General features: G+C 64.7%; 19 protein-coding genes. 4 read left to right on the forward strand and 15 right to left on the reverse strand.

The window, feature by feature from the left end:
* Window positions 1-14 precede the first annotated feature (14 nt).
* The 4 genes from ASG67_RS13425 to ASG67_RS13440 all read right to left on the reverse strand — a co-directional run bounded on the left by ASG67_RS13425 (window position 15) and on the right by ASG67_RS13440 (window position 2,344).
* Window positions 15-266: a hypothetical protein gene (locus tag ASG67_RS13425; RefSeq protein WP_156460818.1), complete on the reverse strand. Its 252-nt coding sequence runs from the start codon at window positions 264-266 to the stop codon at window positions 15-17.
* Between the two features lie 174 nt (window positions 267-440).
* Window positions 441-1,223 carry a transporter gene (locus tag ASG67_RS13430; protein WP_235535205.1) on the reverse strand — a complete coding sequence of 261 codons (783 nt, stop codon included), beginning with the start codon at window positions 1,221-1,223 and terminating at the stop codon, window positions 441-443.
* Between the two features lie 8 nt (window positions 1,224-1,231).
* Entirely contained in the window at window positions 1,232-2,002 is a 771-nt protein-coding gene (gene xth, locus ASG67_RS13435; RefSeq protein ID WP_056531152.1) for an exodeoxyribonuclease III, read from the reverse strand.
* Window positions 2,003-2,005: 3 nt separating this feature from the next.
* On the reverse strand, window positions 2,006-2,344 hold the full coding sequence (locus ASG67_RS13440; protein ID WP_056531437.1) for a HesB/IscA family protein: 339 nt from the start codon (window positions 2,342-2,344) through the stop codon (window positions 2,006-2,008).
* A gap of 114 nt (window positions 2,345-2,458) precedes the next feature.
* Between ASG67_RS13440 and radC the strand changes: the two genes are divergently transcribed.
* Window positions 2,459-3,145, forward strand: coding sequence for a RadC family protein (gene radC / locus ASG67_RS13445; protein ID WP_056531155.1), 687 nt, complete (start codon window positions 2,459-2,461; stop codon window positions 3,143-3,145).
* A 78-nt stretch (window positions 3,146-3,223) separates the two neighbouring features.
* On the opposite strand, the gene ASG67_RS13450 is transcribed toward radC, so the two are convergent.
* The gene (locus ASG67_RS13450) at window positions 3,224-3,694 is read right to left on the reverse strand and encodes a calcium-binding protein (protein WP_056531158.1); all 471 of its coding nucleotides are present in this window, start codon (window positions 3,692-3,694) and stop codon (window positions 3,224-3,226) included.
* A 203-nt stretch (window positions 3,695-3,897) separates the two neighbouring features.
* On the opposite strand from ASG67_RS13450, the gene purB reads away from it, so the two are divergent.
* Window positions 3,898-5,214 (forward strand): adenylosuccinate lyase, encoded by a 1,317-nt coding sequence (purB, locus tag ASG67_RS13455; RefSeq protein ID WP_082543518.1) that lies wholly within the window; start codon window positions 3,898-3,900, stop codon window positions 5,212-5,214.
* Window positions 5,215-5,244: 30 nt separating this feature from the next.
* Here purB and ASG67_RS19865 read toward each other — a convergent pair whose 3' ends face one another.
* From ASG67_RS19865 to dnaK, 3 genes are all read right to left on the reverse strand, one after another.
* Window positions 5,245-5,559: a thioredoxin family protein gene (locus ASG67_RS19865; protein ID WP_414887628.1), complete on the reverse strand. Its 315-nt coding sequence runs from the start codon at window positions 5,557-5,559 to the stop codon at window positions 5,245-5,247.
* Window positions 5,560-6,040: 481 nt separating this feature from the next.
* Window positions 6,041-7,168, reverse strand: a complete 1,128-nt coding sequence (gene dnaJ / locus ASG67_RS13465; RefSeq protein WP_056531164.1) for a molecular chaperone DnaJ — start codon at window positions 7,166-7,168, stop codon at window positions 6,041-6,043.
* A gap of 77 nt (window positions 7,169-7,245) precedes the next feature.
* Window positions 7,246-9,153 carry a molecular chaperone DnaK gene (gene dnaK / locus ASG67_RS13470; protein WP_056531166.1) on the reverse strand — a complete coding sequence of 636 codons (1,908 nt, stop codon included), beginning with the start codon at window positions 9,151-9,153 and terminating at the stop codon, window positions 7,246-7,248.
* 119 nt (window positions 9,154-9,272) lie between these two features.
* On the opposite strand from dnaK, the gene ASG67_RS13475 reads away from it, so the two are divergent.
* The gene (locus tag ASG67_RS13475) at window positions 9,273-9,803 is read left to right on the forward strand and encodes a copper chaperone PCu(A)C (protein ID WP_235535206.1); all 531 of its coding nucleotides are present in this window, start codon (window positions 9,273-9,275) and stop codon (window positions 9,801-9,803) included.
* A 5-nt stretch (window positions 9,804-9,808) separates the two neighbouring features.
* Window positions 9,809-10,276: a vgr related protein gene (locus ASG67_RS13480; RefSeq protein WP_414887641.1), complete on the forward strand. Its 468-nt coding sequence runs from the start codon at window positions 9,809-9,811 to the stop codon at window positions 10,274-10,276.
* A 32-nt stretch (window positions 10,277-10,308) separates the two neighbouring features.
* On the opposite strand, the gene ASG67_RS18430 is transcribed toward ASG67_RS13480, so the two are convergent.
* From ASG67_RS18430 to glgX, 7 genes are all read right to left on the reverse strand, one after another.
* Complete coding sequence (locus ASG67_RS18430; RefSeq protein ID WP_082543519.1) at window positions 10,309-11,343, reverse strand: endonuclease domain-containing protein; 1,035 nt, start codon at window positions 11,341-11,343, stop codon at window positions 10,309-10,311.
* Window positions 11,344-11,595: 252 nt separating this feature from the next.
* Window positions 11,596-12,537, reverse strand: a complete 942-nt coding sequence (locus ASG67_RS13485; protein WP_200940798.1) for a rhodanese-related sulfurtransferase — start codon at window positions 12,535-12,537, stop codon at window positions 11,596-11,598.
* Complete coding sequence (locus ASG67_RS13490; protein WP_056531172.1) at window positions 12,537-13,760, reverse strand: threonine synthase; 1,224 nt, start codon at window positions 13,758-13,760, stop codon at window positions 12,537-12,539. Before ASG67_RS13490 ends, ASG67_RS13485 begins: the two co-directional genes overlap by 1 nt.
* 106 nt (window positions 13,761-13,866) lie before the next feature.
* Complete coding sequence (gene treY, locus ASG67_RS13495; protein WP_056531174.1) at window positions 13,867-16,254, reverse strand: malto-oligosyltrehalose synthase; 2,388 nt, start codon at window positions 16,252-16,254, stop codon at window positions 13,867-13,869.
* Window positions 16,251-18,233 (reverse strand): 4-alpha-glucanotransferase, encoded by a 1,983-nt coding sequence (gene malQ / locus ASG67_RS13500; RefSeq protein ID WP_056531177.1) that lies wholly within the window; start codon window positions 18,231-18,233, stop codon window positions 16,251-16,253. Before malQ ends, treY begins: the two co-directional genes overlap by 4 nt.
* The gene (treZ, locus tag ASG67_RS13505; RefSeq protein WP_235535208.1) at window positions 18,230-19,951 is read right to left on the reverse strand and encodes a malto-oligosyltrehalose trehalohydrolase; all 1,722 of its coding nucleotides are present in this window, start codon (window positions 19,949-19,951) and stop codon (window positions 18,230-18,232) included. Before treZ ends, malQ begins: the two co-directional genes overlap by 4 nt.
* Window positions 19,930-22,029: a glycogen debranching protein GlgX gene (glgX, locus tag ASG67_RS13510; RefSeq protein WP_056531180.1), complete on the reverse strand. Its 2,100-nt coding sequence runs from the start codon at window positions 22,027-22,029 to the stop codon at window positions 19,930-19,932. Before glgX ends, treZ begins: the two co-directional genes overlap by 22 nt.
* Window positions 22,030-22,057: the final 28 nt, after the last annotated feature.

The raw sequence follows: 22,057 nt of genomic DNA on the forward strand, positions 1-22,057 counted from the left end.
CGGGGCGATCGCCGTCAACGGCGGCGCATCTGGGAGGGGTCGATACCGCGATCCTTCCACTGGCCGAGCGGAGCGCATTCCTTGCGCGGGATGCGCGAGCCGGTGGTATCGCTGACGATGCAATAACGCTGGTTAAGGTCGACCGATGCCATCGCCGAAGGTGCACTGGTCGCGGTGACGACCGGCTTTTCGCTGGCCTGTGCCACGCCCGCCGTCAGCATCGTCGTTGCGCCGGCCACCGTCAGAAGAATTTTCGAACCGAACATTTCCATCACCCTTTTTCGATGCGGATCATTCCGCATGGACCACTTTGCACGGCCCGTGCCAAACGGCAGATGACGGTATTACAATAACTTAGCAAAAGCTGTGTTGGTGAAGTACACCACCGGCCCGAAGATTATCCTATTGTCTGGCGAAATTTGCCCGAAGGATGCCGGTAATCAGAACAGCGCGGCGATCCCGCCATACACGCGCACGGTCGGCGCATCGTGGTTCAGCCCCGCAGCGGTGCCGATATCAAACTGCCAGCGCTTGCCCGGCTGCCACGCGGCGGAAAGACCGGCCAGATACATCGTCGCCCGGCCACCCGGATCGCGATCGCGGATCGCCTGTACCTCACCGATCAGTTCGACCGTCTCGACAACATCCCATTCCGCACCGACGACGGCGCTATAGGCGAGGTGATGGCCTTGGCCGTCCTCATCGACCGCTGCATCCACCTCCGGCGTAAATTCCAGCTGCACCGAATTGGATAGGTCGTAAGTCAATGGTGCGGTCAGCCCCGCGCCCCAGTCGCCCGCGCCGATCGGCGTACGGCCCACGGGCAGGGTGACGAGCGGCAGCACCGCAAAGGACAGGCCGTGGCCATCTGGATTCACGATGCTGCGCTTCATGCCCACCGTCACGTCACCGACCCGGCTCATGTGCGCCACGTCTCCCGTGGCGGTTCGCTCGCGCTGGTCGCCATAGGGGGTCCAGCCGAGCTCCAGCTCGGTCGCATCGTCCACGCCAAAGCGGGCGAGCGTCGATCCGATCTGGATCGTGTCGATACGGCCATCGCCGCTGTCGGCGCGGGTCCAGTCCGCCACGCCGGTTTCGATCAGGACATGGCCGGGATCGACGGTGCAGGCGGGCGTGCCCAGTCCCGGCCGGTGCGCGCACAGATCGCGGCCCTGCGCCACCGCCGCCCCCGGCACCATAACCAGCACAAGCCAGGCGGACACCATGGCTTTCATCGCAGGGACACCCAGGTCGGTGCGTGATCGCTCGCCTTTTCACGGCCGCGATACGCCTTATCGACGCCCGCCCCGGTCAGCCGGTCGGCGGCTTGTGGGCTGAGGAGCAGGTGATCGATACGGAAGCCGGCGTCGCGCTGCCACGCGCCGGCCTGATAGTCCCAGAAGGTCCAGACCCGACCCTTTGGCTCGCGGGTGCGCAGCGCGTCGGTCCACCCTTGCGCCAACAGGCGGCGATAGGAAGCACGGCTTTCTGGCTGCATCAAGGCGTCATCCTGCATCGCGCGTACCGAGAAGGTATCGTCGTCATTGGGGATGACATTATAGTCGCCAGCCAGCACGGCAGGCTTCTCCTCGGCTAGAATGGCACGCGCGCGGTCGGCCAGGCGCTCCATCCAGCGCAGCTTGTAATCGAATTTCGGTCCGGGACGCGGATTGCCATTGGGCAGATAGAGCGAAGCGACCACCAGATCGCCGATCTCGCATTCCAGATAGCGGCTGTGCTCGTCCTCCGGTTCACCGGCCAGACCGCGCTGACGCTCGACGGGAGTCGATCCCTTGGCGAGCACGGCGACGCCGTTCCACGCCTTTTGCCCATGCCACACCGCGCCGTATCCCGCCTCCTCGATCTCCGCGAGGGGGAAGGTCTCGTCGCTGGATTTCAGTTCCTGGAGGCAGACGATATCCGGCTGGTCCTCGGTCAGATATTCGATGACGCGGGGCAGCCGTGCCTTGATGCCGTTGACGTTGTACGTGACGATCTTCATGCCTCAGACCGCGAAGCTGGTACCACAGCCGCATCCCGATGCCGCCTGCGGATTATCCACCTTGAACGCCGCGCCACCCAACGATTCGACATAATCGACCCGGCATCCGCGCACTAGATCGAGGCTGATCGAATCCACCACCAGTTGCACGCCGTCCGTCTCGGCGATCATGTCGTCGCCCTCGGGCGCATCGGCGAGACCGAATTTATACTGAAATCCGGAGCAGCCGCCGCCATGCACCGACAATCGCAGGATCGCGGGCTTTCCCTGACGATTGGCGATCGCCGCCACGCGCGCGGCGGCGGCGGCGGACAGGGCGACTTCGGATGCGGTGGTGGCCATGCCCAAGAGATAGGCGGTGCGGGACCAAGCGGCAACCAACCGCTGCTTGGGTGACGGGTACCCCTTGATCATCCCCCTTTGATTGTCATCGACAGGCTTATAGGGTCGCCGCCGATGGCCGATGCAGATCCCCCGTCCGATACCGCCGGCCACCGCGCCCGGCTGCGCAGCCGCCTGCTGACTGATCCGGCCGGGCTGCTGGATCACGAATTGATCGAGTACCTGCTCGCCCTCGCAATTCCGCGCCGCGACACGAAGCCGCTCGCCAAGGCGCTGCTGCGCGAGTTCGGTAGCATCGGCGGCCTGTTGTCGGCCGATACGGAGGCGCTGACGCGAGTGGACGGGATGGGCGACACGGCGACCGCCGCGATCCGCATCGCCACCGCATCCGCGACGCGGCTGTTACAGAGCGAGGTGGCGGCGCGGCCAGTGTTGGGCAATTGGCAGGCGCTCCTGGATTATCTTCATGCAGACATGGCGCATCACGGGGTCGAGCGGTTCCGAGTCCTGCATCTGAACACGCGCAACATGCTGATCCGGGACGAAGTAATGAGCAAGGGATCGATCGATCAGGCCGCGGTGCACGTCCGCGAGGTGATCCGCCGGGCGATCGACCTGCAATCGGCGGCGATCATCCTGGTCCACAACCACCCATCGGGCGACCCCTCCCCCAGCCGGGCGGACATCGACGTGACACGATCGATCGTCGCCGCCGGAAAACCGATGGGGATCGCCGTGCACGACCATCTGATCGTCGGTACCGCCGGCCATGTTTCTCTCAGGGCGCAGGGCCTGATCTGAGGCGGACACGACAACGCCGCCGGACAGGGGGAGTGCCGGCGGCGTTGCGTTCACCCGCTAGGGGTAAAGGGGTTTAGGTCAGCCCTTGGTCAGAAAGCCGGTGACTTCCGTCTTGTCGAGCGACTTGTTCTTGTCCGTATCGGCCTGCGCGAATGCCGCGCCAACCCACTTCTTCGTCTCGGCGCTGCCGGCCTTCGTGGCCGGATCGCTCGCGGTCTTCAGTGCGACCATCCAAGACGAGAATTCCGCCTGGCTCAGCTTGCCGTCGGCGTTCTTGTCATAGGTGCCGAACTGCGTGTCGACTGCCGAGGCCACCTGCGTACCATCGGCCGCCGGCGCTGCTTCCGCTGTCTGCGCAGGGGCTGCCGCCGTTGCCGGTGCCGTTGTCGAAGTGGCGGGATCTACCGCCGTCTGCGGCACAGTTGTCGACGGGTCAACGGTAGTGGTCTGCGGCGCCGTCTGCACACCCGAATCGGCCGGTGCCATGGTCTGCGCCAATGCAGGTGCGGCGATGGTCATCGTTCCGGCGAGCAAGATCATCTTCAACATATCATGTCTCCTTCGAAAGTGACGCCGGCTCCCCTCTCAATTCTTGGAAGCTAGTGTGGAAATCTGTGCGGTATAACCATCAATACTGTAGGTATGTTCCCCGCAGCGAGATTTGAAGGGGGGCGCGAGTGCTGCTAACGGCAACTCGTCCCGCCCCCGGGGCGGAGTCACGACGACCCGTGGCCGAACCGAGACGAGGTATCATGATTCCCCGCTATTCCCGTGCCCCCATGGCCGCGCTCTGGACGCCAGAAGCGCGCTTTCGCATCTGGTTCGAGATCGAGGCACACGCCACCGACGCGCTCGCCGAGCTGGGCGTCGTGCCAAAGGAGGCCGCTGCCCGCATCTGGGAAGCCGATGCCGCCGCCGGCCCGTTCGACGTCGCGCGCATCGATGCGATCGAGGCGGAGACCAAGCATGACGTCATCGCCTTCCTGACCCATGTCAGCGAGCGGACCGGGCCGGAGGCGCGCTTCCTGCATCAGGGCATGACCTCGTCGGACGTGCTCGACACCTGTCTCGCAGTGCAGTTGGCGCGTGCCGCCGACATCCTGCTTGCCGATCTCGACCAGTTGCTGGAGGTGCTGAAGCGCCGCGCCATCGAACACAAGCTGACGCCGACGATCGGGCGCAGCCACGGCATCCACGCCGAACCCGTCACCTTCGGGCTGAAGCTGGCGCAGGCCTATGCCGAATTCGCCCGCAACCGCGATCGCCTGGTCGCCGCGCGCGCCGATATCGCCACCTGCGCGATCTCCGGCGCGGTCGGCACCTTCGCCAATATCGATCCGTTCGTGGAGGAATATGTCGCCGGCAAGCTCGGCCTGACCATCGAGCCCGTGTCGACGCAGGTCATCCCGCGCGATCGCCATGCGATGTTCTTCGCCACGCTGGGCGTCATCGCCAGCTCGATCGAGCGGCTGTCGACCGAAGTACGCCACCTGCAACGCACCGAGGTGCTGGAGGCGGAGGAGTATTTCTCGCCCGGCCAGAAGGGTTCATCGGCGATGCCGCACAAGCGCAACCCGGTGCTGACCGAGAACCTGACCGGCCTCGCCCGTATGGTGCGCGGCTATGTCACGCCGGCGCTGGAAAATGTGGCGCTGTGGCATGAGCGCGATATCAGCCATTCGTCGGTGGAGCGCTATATCGGCCCCGACGCCACGATCACGCTCGACTTCGCGCTCGCGCGCTTGACCGGGGTGATGGACAAGCTGGTCGTGTATCCGGCGCGGATGGCCAAGAACCTGCACCGCATGGGCGGCCTAGTCCATTCGCAGCGCGTGCTGCTGGCGCTGACCCAGGCCGGCGTCAGCCGCGAGGATTCCTACCGCCTCGTCCAGCGTAACGCGATGCGCGTGTGGGAATCCGACGGCGAGCTATCGCTGCTCGACCTGTTGAAGGCGGATGCCGACGTGACGGCGGCGCTGCCGGTCGAGGAGATCGAGTCGAAGTTCGATCTCGATTATCATTACAAGCACGTCGACACGATCTTCGCGCGGGTATTCGGCGCGGCCTGACGCCGCGCCGTCGTCAGGCGGCTGGGCGGATCAGGCCGTCCAGCCCGCCAGCCAGTCCGCCAGCGCCTGCGGCGTCAGGCGACGGGCATCGGCGAGCGCGGTTTCGTGGCCACGATTGACGAGGCGATTGGTCTTCGGATCGACGATCAACAGCGCTGGCACGCCGGCCAGCCGCCCCTTCGACCCATAGGACGCCGGCACGATCAGATTCTGGTCGAACCGGCCGATATCGACGGTCACGACCTCGAAATTACGGGCGACGAAGCCACGCAGTTGCGGCAAGTCCATCACCCCCGCGAGCAACCGGCAATCAAGGCACCAGTTGCCGCGCAGATCGATCAGCAAGCGCTTGTGCCTTGATCGCGCGGGCCGCGGCCACGTCCGCGCGACCGCTGCCTGCGTGATAGGGAAGCGGCAGCGGCTGAGGCTGAGGCAGGGCATCAGCGAATACGGCCGATATCCGGGGTGCGGTTCTGGGGCGGCCACCGCAGCATCTATAGTAATGGCAAGGACAGCGATGGACACCGTCTGCATCAGTCTGAATTGCAATTGATGCAACTGCGATGGACTGTTACAAAATTGCGTCAACGCGAAACGATCGCCATATCGCGCTTGCCGGATATTTCTCCGGCATCGGAGACCTTACATGCGCATGTTCGAAACCGTGACCAGCTCCATGCTGGCGATCGCGGCACAGGCGCTGGTGGTCGGAGTGGTCTTTACCACGCTCTGAACCAGCGTCGCACGACCGGTTGCCCGCCCCTGTTACAAGGGCGGGCAAACCGGACGTCACTGGATTTCAGAACGCAACAACCGATCTAGCCGGTCACTCGCCGGCAAACACACCCTTCAACTTCGCGAAGAACCCCTGACTTGCCGGGCATTCATCGCCGGTTTCCGTTTCGCGGAACATCTCCAGCAGCTCGCGCTGACGGGTAGACAGGCGGGTGGGTGTTTCCACCTCGATCTGGATCACCAGATCACCGGCACCGCGCCCTTGCAACACCGGCATACCGGCGCCGCGCTGGCGCAGCTGCTTACCCGACTGGACGCCGGCCGGGATTTTGATCTCATGCGTGCTGCCGTCGAGGCCGGGGATCGCCAGCGATCCGCCAAGGGCAGCAGTGGTGAAGCTGATCGGCGCGCGCGCGAACAGCGTCGTGCCTTCGCGCTCGAAGAACGCGTGCCGCTTCACGTGCAGGAAGATGTAGAGGTCGCCCGCCGGCGCGCCGCGCGGTCCCGCCTCGCCCTCGCCGGTCAGGCGGATACGGGTGCCCTCATCCACGCCGGCCGGCACATTGACGGCGAGCGTCTTCGTCTTGTCGACCCGCCCCTCGCCCCGGCAATCGGTGCACGGGTCAGCGATGACCTGACCCGACCCCTGACAGACCGGGCAGGCGCGCTCCACCACGAAGAAGCCCTGCTGCGCGCGCACCTTGCCATGGCCGTTGCACTGGCGGCAGGTGGAGGCGTGGGTGCCGGGCTTTGCGCCCGATCCGTGACAGGTGTCGCACTCGGCCGATACATCGACGGTGATCTCGGTCGATTTGCCGTGGAACGCCTCTTCCAGCGTGATTTCCATGTCGTAGCGCAGATCGGCGCCGCGCCGCGCCTGCTGGCGACCGCCGCCGCCACCGCGCCCGCCCATGAATTCGCCGAACACGCTTTCGAAGATGTCGGAGAACCCCCCGAAATCCTGCGCGCCTGCGCCACCGCCGCCGCCGTTCTGGAAGGCTGCGTGCCCGAACCGGTCATAGGCGGCCCGCTTCTGCGGGTCCTTCAGAATGTCGTATGCTTCCGACACCGCCTTGAACTTCGATTCCGAATCCTTGCACCCGGCATTCTTGTCCGGGTGATATTTCATGGCGAGCTTGCGGTAGGACGTCTTAATCGTCCCCGCATCCGCGGTCCGCTCGCATTCGAGCAGCTCGTAATAGTCCACCTGGGTGCTCATGATCGCCTCACAGAAAGCGCCCCGCCATCCCCCGGCCGGGACGGCCGATGGGATGACGGGGCGCGATCATGGTGTCGTTATGCCTTGTGCGAGTCGTCGACTTCCGAGAACTCGGCATCAACGACGTCGTCGGCCTTCGCCTCTGGCGCGCCATCGCCCTGCGGCGATGCCTCGGACTGCGCCTGCTTCTCGTAGATCGCCTGACCCAGCTTCATCGCGACCTGCGCCAGTGCCTGCGCCTTCTCGTTCATCGCATCCGGGTCACCACCTTCAACTGCTGCCTTCGCAGCATCGATTGCGGTCTGGATTTCCGACTTCAGCGACTCGTCAACCTTGTCGCCATTGTCTGCCAGCTGGCGCTCGGTCGTGTGGATCAGAGATTCGGCGTTGTTCTTCGCCTCGGCACCGGCCCGACGCTTCTTGTCCTCCTCGGCGAACTGCTCGGCATCGCGGACCATCTGGTCGATGTCGCTATCCGACAGGCCGCCCGATGCCTGGATGCGGATCTGCTGTTCCTTGCCCGTGCCCTTATCCTTCGCGGACACGTTGACCAGACCGTTGGCGTCGATGTCGAACGTCACCTCAATCTGCGGCACGCCGCGCGGGGCCGGCGGGATGCCGACTAGATCGAACTGCCCGAGCAGCTTGTTGTCCGCCGCCATTTCGCGCTCGCCCTGGAAGACGCGGATCGTCACTGCGCCCTGGTTGTCGTCGGCGGTCGAATAGGTCTGCGACTTCTTGGTCGGGATCGTCGTGTTGCGATCGATCATCCGGGTGAACACGCCACCCAGCGTCTCGATGCCCAGCGACAGCGGCGTCACGTCGAGCAGCAGCACGTCCTTGACGTCGCCCTGCAACACGCCCGCCTGAATGGCAGCGCCCATCGCCACGACTTCGTCCGGATTCACGCCGGTGTGCGGCTCCTTGCCGAAGAACGCCTTCACGGCCTCGCGCACCTTGGGCATGCGCGTCATACCGCCGACGAGGACGACTTCAGAGATGTCGTCGGTCTTCACGCCGGCATCCGCCAGCGCCTTCTTCATCGGCTCGATCGTACGCTTGATGAGATCATCGACCAGACGCTCCAGATCGGCGCGGTTGATCGTCTTCACCAGATGCTTCGGGCCATTCTGGTCCGCGGTGATGAAGGGCAGGTTGACCTCGGTCGATGCCGCCGACGACAGCTCGATCTTTGCCTTTTCGGCCGCTTCCTTCAGCCGCTGCAGCGCCAGCTTGTCCTTGGCGAGGTCGATGCCCTCGGCCTTCTTGAACTCGTCGGCCAGATACTGAACGATCTTGTTGTCGAAGTCCTCACCGCCCAGGAACGTGTCGCCGTTCGTGGCCTTCACCTCGAATACGCCGTCGCCGATTTCCAGGATCGAGACGTCGAACGTACCGCCGCCAAGGTCATAGACCGCGATGGTCTTGCCGTCCTGCTTCTCAAGCCCATAAGCGAGCGCAGCCGCAGTCGGCTCGTTGATGATGCGCAGCACTTCTAGGCCCGCGATTTGGCCGGCATCCTTAGTCGCCTGGCGCTGGGCGTCATTAAAATACGCCGGCACGGTGATGACCGCTTGCGTCACCGTCTCACCCAAATAGGACTCGGCGGTTTCCTTCATCTTCTGGAGCGTGAACGCGCTGATCTGCGACGGCGAGTAATCCTTGCCGCCGGCCGAGACCCACGCGTCGCCGTTGGGGCCGCGCGCGATCTTGTAGGGGACCAGCTCGGTATCCTTCTTGGTGATCGGATCGTCGAAACGACGACCGATCAAGCGCTTCACCGCAAAGATGGTGTTGTCGCCGTTGGTCACCGCCTGCCGCTTGGCGGGCTGGCCGACCAGTCGCTCGCCATCCTTGGCGAAGGCGACGATCGAAGGCGTGGTACGGGCGCCCTCCGCATTCTCGATGACCTTGGGCTTGCCGCCTTCCATGACCGAAACGCAGCTGTTGGTCGTGCCCAGATCGATACCGATTACTTTTGCCATGAGTCCTTGATGCCCCTCATCACATTACAAAAAAGCCTTGCGATCACGTTCCGTTACGGAAACGCAATCTCCGGGTGATGGGCGCGATATAGGTGGCATGTCGCTTGCCGCAAGAAGGCGTGGAACCTACGAACCGCTCCAGCGTGACGATGATGCAACAGGATGCGGGCGAGCGCCCGCGCAAAACGGGAGTGGCGGGCATGCGGGCGATGATGGCGATGGTGGCGCCGGCAGTGGCGGGGGCGCTGCTTCTGACGGGATGCCTAAAGCCCGCCATGATCGAGGCGGATCACGTCTGGGTCCGCCTGCCCGCCGTCGAGGGGCGGCCCGGATCGGGGTATTTCACCCTGCACGGCGGCACCGGCGCGGCGACGCTGATCGCGGTGTCGGCAGACTATGCGATCCGTACCGAAATGCACGAATCGATGATGTCCGGCGGCATGGCAACGATGAAGAAGATCGACAGCGTCCCCCTGCCCGCCGGTGGCGAGGTGACGTTCCAGCCGGGCGGCCGCCACTTGATGCTGTTCGGGGTCAGCCGCGACCTGAAACCGGGCGACAACACGCTGCTGACCTTCACCTTCGCCGACGGATCGCGCATCCAGCGCAAGGCATTGGCGGTCGGCGCCGGCGATTCCGCGCCCGAATAATGGTGATCACCGCCCCCGGCGCGGCCCGCCGCCTCACACCTGGCGAGATCGCGCTTGCCCGGTCGGTTTATGGCGATCGCATCGACCTGTCCGGGGTCGAGATCAGGCGGCGGAAATGGGCGTTCTTCCAGCCGCGCCAGGTCGCGATGGCGCCGTGCGGCCACATCCATTTCCACCCGCAGGGCAATGGCTGGAGCGACGACTTCGCGGAGGCGGATATCGACCGGCGCGGCCTGTTCGTCCACGAACTCGCCCATGTTTGGCAATGGCAGCGCGGCATCTACCTCCCCCTCGCCCGCGCACCGTTCTGCCGGTACAGCTATACGATCAAACCGGGCTGGCCGCTGATCCGTTATGGTCTGGAGCAACAGGCGGAAATCATCCGCCACGCCTATCTGTTGCGCGAGGGCGAAGAGGTGCCGGGCGCGCCGGGGGTGGAGGTGTATGAAAGTTTATTGCGGGGGTTTCGTTGATGCAAAACTCAAAAATACTCAAGAATTTCGCATCAGGCGGTGCGTTCCCAAACTTGCGGGCATCCAAAACTAGTTAGATTGTTTCTAACCAACGGTGCTAACCGGTGATCTTTCCCCACTTTCTCACGAATTCCATTAAAGTAGGCATCTCGATCAGCACTCATGCTAACAAACCGTTCTTCGATTTCGCGGTCGATTGCAGCGTCTCCCGATAGCTGTGGACGAAGATATGGCGGCACATTGATTCTCTGTTTCGTCACGTTCTTTTGATCGCGCTTATCTGACTCTTCGAAAGCTTTGGTGAGCTTCTCCGTAAAGGCGTCATAAGAAGCCCGTTTTTCAGCATCGTCTCCCAACTCCTCGTCAATCCTGATCTGCCGTTCGGCAGCATCGACGGCGCTACCGAGAACGTTCTTCTCAGCATGATATGACAGTTCCGCTGCCCTCAAAGCCTCTGCCAATTGCCTATGGCGATCAACACTCGCGTTAAGATCAGACATGAACTTGTTGGTTGAAGACGCAGTCTGGCGAAGGCGCTCTAACCCGCTTCGCTGGACTGGCTCAGCAATAACCGGTTTGCCAACCTGTAGCGCCGCGCTCACCCGTCTAACGGCTTCATTAGGATCATTGAATACAATCTTAGCGGGTATCCGCACCACCGAGTAACCAAGCTCAACAAAGAAACGATCACGCGCAGCGTCCCGCGCCTTGGCCTCATCTGATGAATGCCATGCGGCTCCGTCAATCTCAACAATCAGCCATTCGTTAGCCAAAAAGTCGAGACGATATCGGTCTACCTCTACTTGAAAGTCTATTTTGAGGCCGGTGGATTTTAATGAACCATTGTCTGGAAGTAGTTTGTGAGCCGCAATCATCGCCTTTAGGAACGCAGTTTCGGCAGGCGAGTCACAATGCTCATTAATGAAGGTTTGCCAGTTTGGATCGCTGGCGATTGCCCTCGGCTCGTGACGAAACTTCAGTGTCGGCTTTGAGGGCTGGCGCTTAGGTAGGAAATGCCAAACGACAAAAGCAATTACCGCGATGATAAGAAGCATTGTACCAGACATTTGCACCCCCAATAGCAAATTGCTCGCATGGTTTGACCCAGCTTGCAAATGCACCGGTTAACCCGCAGCCTCCGCCTACCACCTCGATTGGGCGTCAGCCGACCGGCCGTTTTCCAACTTCGCTGATGTAAAATTTACAAGTTTTGCATTGCCGGAAAAATGTCGCGAATTCAGTATCTCGTGAGATGCATAAATCCTATGCAAATTTACGCCACGCCAGCGCGGAGATTTCCCGCAGTCGCCGCCGGCGGATCAGCCATCCTCGCCCTGCACCCGCCCGACATGCGCCTCCCCCCGCGCCTCAGCGAGCAGCGCCTGTCGGTGCCGCTCGGCGTAACCCGCACGTTGCGTGTCGTCGCGAGCGGCGTGGCAGCGTGGGCAACTGACCCCTTCGACGAACATCGGCGAGGCGCGGTCGGCTTCGCTCACTGGCATCCGGCAGCCGCGGCACAGCGCGTGGCTGCCGGGCGTCAGGCCATGGCCCACGGCCACGCGCTCGTCGAACACGAAGCATTCGCCCTGCCAGCGGCTGTCGGCGGCGGGCATTTCCTCCAGATAGCGCAGGATGCCGCCGTCTAGATGGAACACGTCGTCCACCCCCTCGCGACGCAGGAACGCGGTCGCCTTTTCGCAGCGAATGCCACCGGTGCAGAACATCGCCACCCGCTTGCCCGCCAGTTCGTCGCGGTGCGCGTCGAACCATGCCGGGAAGTCGCGGAAGCTCGCGGTGCCGGGATCGACCGCGCCGGCGAAACTGCCGACCGCCACCTCGTAATCATTACGCGTGTCGATCACGACGGTGCCGGGATCATCGACTAGTGCGTTCCAGTCGACCGGCGCGACATAGGTGCCCACCTCGGTCAGCGGATCGATGTCGGCCACGCCCATCGTCACGATCTCGCGCTTCAGCCGCACTTTCAGCCGGTGGAACGGCATCGTGGCCGCCTCGGCGAATTTGCGGGTCAGGTCTGCGCATCCGGGCAACGCGCGGATCGCGGCCAGCACCGTGTCGATGCCATCGGGCGAACCGGCGATCGTGCCGTTGATCCCCTCCGCCGCGATTAGCAACGTGCCGCGGATGCCCGCCGTCTTCGCGACCGTCTCCAGCCGGTCCCGCACCGCGGCGGGATCGTCGAACCGCGCGAAGCGATAGAGCGCCGCGACCCGGATCACCGCCGGGGTCACAGCCGGCATCACAGGGCGTCGAAGTCGATCGCGCCGTGGCGATCGAGCGTCTGCGGCGCGGCCGGCATCGGATATTTCAGGCCCGTCGCACAGTTGAACAAGACGACGCGTTCCTCCTCGTCCACCTCGCCGGTACGCAGCGCCTCACGATACGCGGCCAGCGTCGCGCCGCCCTCGGGACACAGCAACAGGCCGTCGCGCCGGGCGCAGTCGTCCACCGCCTTCAGGATCGCGGGGTCGCCGACGCCCAGCGCCTTGCCGCCACTTTCCCGCACCGCGCGCAGGATCAGGAAGTCGCCGACCGCCTTGGGCACGCGGATGCCCATCGCGATCGTGTGCGAATCCTCCCAACGCTCGGCATGTTCCTCGCCCGCCTCGAACGCGCGGACGATGGGCGCGCAGCCGGATGCCTGCACCGCGTACATTCGCGGCCGCTTCGACCCGATCCAGCCGAGCTTCTCCAGCTCGTCGAACGCCTTCCACATGCCGATCAAGCCAGTGCCGCCACCGGTGGGATAGAAGATCGCGTCGGGCAATTCCCAGCCGAACTGCGCGGCGAGTTCGAGGCCCATCGTCTTCTTGCCCTCGATCCGATAAGGCTCCTTCAGGGTCGAGAAGTCGAACCAGCGGCCCTCTGCCGCGCCCTTCCCCACGATCGCGCCGCAATCGTCGATCAAGCCATTGACGCGCCACACCCGCGCGCCCTGCATCGCGATCTCGCGCACGTTGATCTCGGGCGTGTCCTCCGGGCAGAAGACGATCGTCTCGATCCCGACGCGGGTGGCATAGGCGGCCAGCGCGGCGCCGGCATTGCCGTTGGTCGGCATCGCGATGCGGGTGACGCCCAGTTCCTTGGCCATCGCGACCGCCATCACCAGCCCGCGCGCCTTGAAGCTGCCGGTGGGCAGGCGACCCTCGTCCTTCACCAGCACGTTGGGGCCGGCGGACCGGGGGACCGGCACCAGCGGCGTCTCGATTTCGCCCAGGCTGACGATGTTGGCGGTGTGCCGCACCGGCAACAACTCGCGCCAGCGCCACAGGTCGGTGTCGCGGGCGGCCAGCGCATCGCGCGACAGGGCCGCGCCGACGGCGTCGAGGTCATAGCGGACCAGCAGGGGGCGGCTGACGCGTGACAGGCCATGCAACCGGTCCGCCTCGTACCGCTCGCCCGTCATCGAGCATTGGAGATGGGTGACGAAGGTCGGGCGGTTGGCGGTCAGGTTCGAAAACATAGGTGGGCTTTAGAAGTCCCGAGCGCTGACGTCACGTCCGATGAAATTCTCTTTGTCATCCCGACGTTAGCCGGGATGACGGATGGTCGGGCTGAAGGTCAGAGTATCAATCCGACACCCGTGCCACGACCGTCCGATCGGAGAACAGATCGGCCATACGCATCGTCGCGCCATCCATCACCACTGCGGTGTCGCCCCACCAGTCGTCGCCGGCCAGTTCCGCCAGATGCAGGCCGACCGCGACGAACAGGCGCTTGCCCTCCGCCCGCCGCGTGAAGACCAGCACATGCGCTGCGCGCGTGCCCGTGGCCGCAACCGGGGTGTAGTCGCCATGCGTGAAGAGTGCCGGATGATCCCGGCGAAGCGTTAGCAGATCGGCGATCAGCGCCAGCTTGGGCGACCGCTCACCGGCCAGTTCGTCCGTGCGGGCGGTGTAGTCGACCGGCCGCCGGTTGTCGGGATCGACCAGACTGAGGTCGAGGAATTCGGTGCCCTGATAGGTGTCCGGCACCCCCGGCACGGTCAGCCGCAGCGCGGTCTGTGCCAGGATACCGGCCATCGCGGGCTGTGCCGTCGCTGCCCGCAGGTCGGCCAGATCGGCGAGGAAGGCGACCGATTGCGTGGGGTCGAGCAACGTGTCGGTCAGCGCCTTGCACCGCGATTCATACTCTTCCTGCGGTGCTTCCCACGACGATCGCAGCTTGCCTTCGCGCAGGGCCTTTTCCTGCCAGCCGTTGACGCGTTCGGCGAAGGCGGCGAGGCCGTCGGCATCGTCGACCGCCAGCCCGTCCGGCCAAGCACCATAGAGCGTCTGGTAGAGCATATAGGCGTCGGCCGGATCGACACCCTCCAGCGGCGCGGCCGCCAGTTCGTTCCAGCACGCGACATGCGCCAGCCACCGGTCGGGCATCTCGCTCAGCACGGCGAGACGCGCGCGGACATCTTCGCCGCGCTTGTGGTCGTGGGTGGCGGTGGCCAGCAGGGCGAGCGGCCACGCTTTTGCCCGGATCGCCATGGCATCGTGGAATTCTTCGATCGTCCGCGCGAACCGGTCAGCATCGAAGCCGACATCGTTGCGCGAGAGCAAGCGACCATAACGGTAGAAGGCGGTGTCCTCGACCCCCTTCGCCGCGACGGGCGCCGACAATTGCTGGAAACGACGCACCGCGTCCGCCGCCAGCGCGGTATCCCCTGGCCCCTCTCCCGCCAGCCAGGCGAGCACCGCATCGACCACGAAATCCTCGCCCGGTGGGATCAGCGGTGCGACCCGCTCGCGCGCCTGTTCGCGGATCGCGGCATCGCTGGCGGGGGCGGTGTCGCCGAGGCCGTAGGTGCGATAGACCGGGAAGACCCACAACAAACGTTCGATCGCACGGCGCAGCATTGCCGGCGTCAGGACGTTGTTGGGATCGCTTTCCGCCAGGGTGGCGAAGGCGCGGACGCAGCCTTTCAACTGGCCCTCAAATTGCCAAGCCAGTTCGTCCTGCCGTGCTTGCAATTCTTCCGGCTCGAAGGTTGCCGAGCGGCCGCTGAGATCGGCCCAGGCGGTTGCAAGCGGCGCCTCGCCAGCGGGATCGTGGAGCAGCGCGGCAACTTCCTCCATGAAGTCGTAACCGCTGGTGCCGTCGACGCCCCAGTCGGTCGCCAGAGGTTCGCCCGCGCCCAGGATCTTCTCGATCCAGATGATCGCCCGCGCATCGTCGCGCGGCATCTCGTCGAAGCGGGTCCGCAGGCGGCGGCAATAGCCGGCGGGATCGGTTAGGCCATCGACATGGTCGATACGGACGCCGTCGATCAGCCCTTCCCGCCACAGCCGGAAGTAAAGCGCATGAGTACGCTCGAACACCGATTCCTGCCCGACGCGGACGCCGGCAAGATCGTTGACGGTGAAGAACCGCCGCCAGTTCAGCTCGTCATCGGCGGTGCGCCACCAAGCGAGGCGGTAATGCTGGCGTTCGAGCAACGCCTCCAGTTCATCGCCGGTCGCGGTGCTACCGTGATCGTCGGGCCGCAGCGGGAAGCGGTGTTCCCCGTACGCGACCACTTCATTGCCCTCGATCGCGATCGCGTCGTCGGCCAGCGCCTTGGGCAGCGGATCGCCCAGCACGGGCAGCACGACGGGGCGCGACCAGTCGATGTCGAACACGTCGGCGAATTCACTCGCCTGGCCATGCACCAGCACGTCGTTCCACCAGGCGTTCTCACCGCCCGCGACACCCATGTGATTGGGCACGATGTCGATCACGACGCCCATGCCATGTTCGCGCAGGGCCGACACGAGCGCGCGATAGCCCTCTTCGCCGCCCAGTTCGGGGTTGATCGCGGTCGGATCGATCACATCGTATCCGTGCGTCGACCCCTTCGTCGCGGTGGTAATCGGCGACAGATAGGCGTGGCTGATACCCAGTTGGTCGAGATAGGGGACGATCTTCACCGCATCGGCGAAGGTGAAGTCCTTGTGCAATTGCAGCCGGTATGTGGCGCGCGGGGTCATGCGGTTCTCGCTTCGTTGATCGTGGCGACATGGGCGGCGACATCGTCGTGGGCGAGGAGCGTGGCGGTGTCGTTAGGCATGCGCCGACGCCAGTTGGGGTGTTCGTCCGTGGTGCCGGGCAGGTTGGGCTGCTCGATCAGGCCGACGACGTCCTCCATCGGCACGATGGCGATCGCGCAAGGCGTGCGGCCGACGAAACCGAGCGCGGCATCGACCACCGCCCCGCCGTCATCTGGCGCCGGTTGTGCGCCCGATGCGATGCCGGCGTCGGTAAAGCTGTCCCACCACCCAGTCCGCTCCCGCGCGCGTTGCGCATCGGCATGGGCGCGGCTTTCTTTGCGGGTGGCGCGGCCGAGATCATAGATCAGGTCGAGATCGCGGCCTCGCCACCAGCCGGCGATCGTCGGCAGATCGTGCGTGCCGGTCATCGCCGCCGCCTGCGCATCGTAACTGGCCGGCGATTTCAGCCGGTCGCCCTCCGTCTCGAACGGCATGACCCGCATGCCGAGCGTGCCACGCGCGTCCGCTTTTGGCCGGAAGCCTTCGGGCACCGTGCCCAGATCCTCGCCAATGACGATCGCCTGCGCCGCCTGCGATTCGATCGCCAGCACGCGCAGCATGTCGTCGATCGGGTAAGACAGATACGCACCCTCGCTGGCCGGCTTGCCGTCCGGCACCACCCACAGGCGCTGCAAGCCCATCGCATGGTCGATGCGGATACCGCCGGCATGACGCAGTGCCGCGCGGATGGTGGCGATGAACGGTTCGAACCCCAATCGCCGCAGCGCGCCGGGGGAGAAGCCGGTTATTCCCCAATTTTGCCCCTCAGGCCCAAGCAAGTCGGGTGGCGCACCGATCGACAGGCCGGTGATGAGGTCCTGAGGACGGCTCCATGCATGGCTGCCGCCGGCGTCCATGCCGACCGCCAGATCGGCAATCAGGCCGAGCGCCATGCCTGCGTCCTTACCCGCCTTCTGCGCCTCGGACAGGCTGCGGTCGGCGAGCCATTGGCAAAAAAGATAGAAATTCACCTCTTCGCTTTGCTCGCGCGCGAAGGCAACGACGGCCTCGCCGGCGGGATCGTGGAACGCGGCCGGCCAATCCTGCCAGCCATAAGCGCCGTCCGCGAAGAAGTGCGCATGCAGCGCATCGAAACGGGCATGGCGGACGAGTTCTTCGCCACCCTCCGCCACGAACGCGGCCACGGCATCGCGGATCGCATCGGTGCGCCCCTCGAACGCGGTGCGCAGGTGCGTCAGGCGCTGTGGGATGGCAGCGGCCCAGTCGATCATGTCGGGTGCCGCCTCTTCCCCCGCCGGCAGGCCGACGATCGCCGGATCGGCCAGCAGGATGTTGAGAAACAGACGGCTGGACGGCGCATAGGGGCTGAACCGGCCGGGATCGGCGGGGAACAACGCGTGGACGGGGCTGATGCCGATCGCATCCGCACCGCTGGCGCCGAATACCGCCGCGGTCCGGGCGAGCGTGCCAAAATCGCCGAATGCGGTGGCGCGGTGGTCGCGCAGCGCCGGGATCTGCACCGCTGGCCCCCACAGCTTGCGGCCCGGTGCGGCATCACCGACCATGAAGCATCGTGCCGGCGCGACCGCGACGGTGATAGTGCGGTCACCGACTACCAACCGGTGATAGCCGGGCCGGTCGATCGCCGGCAGTTCGCCGTCGATCGAGACCGCCCGATGCTCGCCATCATCGAGGATCAGTTCGCCCTCGCCCGACACGCCGTCGATCGCGATCCCGGTGCCGACATCGCCCGAGACGAAGGCCGCCGCCTGATCGCGACGCTCCGCCACGATTCGCGCCTGCGCATCGGCGATCGCCGCCTCGCTGTCGCTACGATAGCCGAGCGCGTCGAGCACGCCGGCCAGCGCCTCGTCAGTAACGCGCTGCGCCTGCCCGCCGGCATCGGTCCAGTCGATCTGGAGCCCGGCCGCGCGGGCGAGATCGTGCAGCCCACTCATGCCGGGTCGATCCATGCCGCCGCGCTAGCGGGGGCGCCCGGTGTGCCAGTAGCGGCGATTGGTTTTCCGCCCGGCACCGGGATGGCAGTATCGCCTAGGTTGAGCGCGATCGTCAGCACCGTGTCGTTCGCCAATCGCCAGAGCGCCACGACGGCGGCATCCCCCACCGCCTCCGCACCGAGCGAAGTCGCGCCGGCCAGATACGGGGCGATATGGCCGCAGCGCAGGGCGAGCAGATCGCGATACAGTGTGCGCCACGCATCGGTATCCGGACCAGGTTCGGCGCGCGATTGATCGAACGTCGAGCGGTCGTTGGGGTCGGGGATCGCTTCACGCTTGTCGGGATCGGCGAAGGCGGCAAACTTCGCGAATTCGCCGCGTCGCCCTTCACGTACGGCGTCGGCCAGTTCATCGTGGAAATCGGTGAAAAACAGAAACGGCGTCTGCGATCCGCTCTCGTCACCCATGAACAGCAGCGGGATCTGCGGCCCCAGTAGTAGCAGCAGCGTCGCCGCGCGCAGCTTGGCGGGATCGGTCAGCAGCGTCAGCCGCTCGCCCAGCGCACGATTGCCGATCTGGTCGTGGTTCTGCAGGAACGAGACGAACGCGGTCGGCGGCAGGTGTGCGGACGGCTTGCCGCGCCTCTTGCCGTCGTGATTCGCCGATCCTTCACCCTGATAGACGAAACCTTCGCCCAGGCACCGGGCCAGCCGTTCGGCCGGTCGATCGGCGAAGTCGCTGTAATAGGCGTCTTTCTCGCCGGTCAGCAGGACATGAAGGACATTGTGGAAATCGTCGTTCCATTGCGCGTCGTATTTGCCGCGGGCCAGGCGATCCGCATCGTTCTTCTCGTTTTCCAGCACCAGATGCACCGGGCGATCCGCCTTCGCACGGATTTCCGCCGCCATCGTGTCGAGGAAGGCGTCGTTGTTGATCGCGTGGACCGCATCGAAACGCAGGCCGTCGATGCGATAATCGTTTAGCCACATCAACGCGTTGTCGATGAAGAAGCGCTTCACCGGCTCCTCGTCCACCGCCACCGCACCGCCCCATGGCGTCTTCACCTCCGGGTGAAAGAAGCCGCTGGCGTATTCACCAAGATAATTTCCGTCTGGGCCGAAGTGATTATAGACCACGTCGAGAAACACCGAGATGCCCAGTTCGTGCGCTCGATCGACCAGCGCCTGCAATGCCTGGGGCGGGCCATAGCTCTCCGCCGGGGCATAGGGGAGCACGCCGTCGTAACCCCAGTTGCGGGTGCCGCCGAACGCGTTGACCGGCATCAGTTCGATCGCGGTGATACCCAGATCGGCCATCGCCGGCAGATGTGTGGCAACGCCGTTGAAACCGCCCAGCAAGCCGACATGGACCTCCTGGATCACCATGTCCTGCCATGGCCGCCCGCGCCAGTCGGCGTTGCGCCACGGTCGGGCCGCAGGGTTTACGACCACGCTCCAGCCGTTGACGCCGCCATCCTGCGCGCGCGACGCCGGGTCCGGCACCGTCAGATTGTCCGACAGGCGGAAGCGGTAACGCGCCCCCGCCCCGACGGGCGCATCAGCCGTGAACCAGCCGCCCTCACCCGCCGTCATCGCCACCGCATCGTGGCCATCGATCTCCAGCTTTACCGCCGTACGATCGGGTGCCCATAGGCGAAAGGTCGTGCCTGTCGCCGTCAGTTCCGGTCCCCAGCGCATCAGGCCGCTGCCAGCTTCCATGTCACGAGCGCGGCGCCGTGTGCGCCCAGCTCATATTCATCGGCGATCGCTGTTTCGGCCTGGTCGGGCTTTGTGCTGTCGATCAGGACGGTGCGGTCGACGTGCGGCGACGGCATATGGAAGGTGATCGGATCATCCGATGCATTCAGCAGCAGCGAAATCGCCTCGACCTCGCCGCTCTCCAGCTTGATCGCCCGACGCATCAGCAGGGCGCGACCCTCCGGATTGTTCCAGTCGTCACCCGACAACTGCTCACCGCGCTCGTCCCACCATTCGATGTCGTTGATGCCATGCCCGGTATCGTCCTGACCGTAGAGGAAAGAGGCCGCGCGCAGCATCGGATAGCGGCGGCGCAGTCCGGTGAGGCGCGACGTGAAGTCAAACAGCGACTTGCCCTCCGGCGTGTCCATTTTTGACCAATCGAGCCAACTGATCTCGTCATCATGGCAATAGGCGTTGTTGTTGCCGCCCTGCGACCGGCCGAACTCGTCACCCGCGACCAGCATCGGCGTGCCGAGCGAGGCGAACAACGTGGTCAGCATCGACCGCTGCACGTTGCCGCGCGTCGTCAGGATGCCCTCGTCCTCAGTTTCCCCCTCCGCGCCCCAATTGCGCGAGTAGTTTTCCGAGTGCCCGTCCTTGTTGTCTTCCTTGTTCGCCTCGTTGTGGCGCTGTTCGTAAGCAACCGTGTCAGCGAGCGTGAAGCCGTCATGCGCGGCAAGCAGGTTGACACTGGCCCATGGCCGGCGGGCACGGCGATCAAACAGATCGCCCGACCCGGACAGGCGCGCCGCCAGATCGCCGCGCTGCGAGGGGTCGCCGCGCCAGAACTTGCGCACGGTGTCGCGGTACTTGTCGTTCCACTCGGCGAAACCGGGCGGAAAATTGCCGAGCTGGTAACCGCCGGGGCCGATGTCCCATGGCTCGGTCGACAGTTTCAGGCGGCCCAGCACCGGGTCCTGTCGCAGCACGTCGAAGAACGCATGGCCGGGATCGAACCCCTCCGCCGTCCGCCCCAGCGTCAGGCCGAGGTCGAAGCGGAAACCATCGACGCCGAAGCTGGTCGCCCAGTATCGCAGAGAATCGGCGATCATCTGGATGACCCGTGCCTTGTCGGTGTTCAGCGTGTTGCCGGTGCCGGTATCATTGATCGCATAGCGCGGATCGCCCTGCACGAGGCGGTAATAGGTGGCGTTATCCAGCCCGCGCCATGACAGCGTCGGACCCTTTTCCGATCCTTCGGCGGTGTGATTATACACCACGTCCAGGATCACCTCGATCCCCGCCGCATGCAGTTTTCGCACCGCGCGGCGCAGTTCGTCCTGGCTGTCGGTCGCGAAATAGGTCTGTTCGGGCGCGAAGAAGGCGAGCGTGTTGTAACCCCAGTAATTGCGCAGGCCTTTTTCCTGCAGAAACCGGTCCTGCGTGAAGGCATGGATCGGCATCAGTTCCAGCGCGGTCACACCGAGCCGCTTCAGGTGATCGATCACCTTCGGGTGACCCAGCGCCTTGTATGTGCCGCGCTCTTGCGGGGGCACCAGTTCGAACAGCTTGGTCAGGCCCTTGACGTGCGCTTCATAGACGACCGTGTCGGACCATGAGGTGTTGGGCTTCCGATCGCCCGACCAGTCGAAATGGTCGTCGACAACCATCGCCTTGGGCATCGCCATCGCGCTGTCGCGCTTGTCGAAACTCAGATCCTCGCGCTTGCCCTTCACCTGGTATCCGTGAAGCGCGTCGTTCCATTTGATCTGGCCGACCAACTTTCGCGCATATGGATCGAGCAGCAGCTTGTTGGGGTTGAAGCGATGGCCCTGTTCGGGCTCGTACGGACCATAGGCACGGTAGCCATAGACCAGACCCGGGCCGACGTCGGGCAGGAAACCGTGCCATACTTCGTCCGTCCACTCGGTCAGCGGATAACGCTTCAACTCGCGCTTACCGGCGCTGTCGAAAACGCACAGTTCGATCTTTTCGGCGTTGGCGGAGAAAACCGCAAAATTCACGCCTTCGCCCACGCAGGTCGCGCCAAGCGGATAGGGCGATCCGGCTTCCAGCCGGTCGGGCAAAGAACTCAAGGCAGTAACCCCCGTTGATGGATATGCC

It is taken from the genome of Sphingomonas sp. Leaf339 (assembly GCF_001426195.1).
Lineage (GTDB): Bacteria > Pseudomonadota > Alphaproteobacteria > Sphingomonadales > Sphingomonadaceae > Sphingomonas.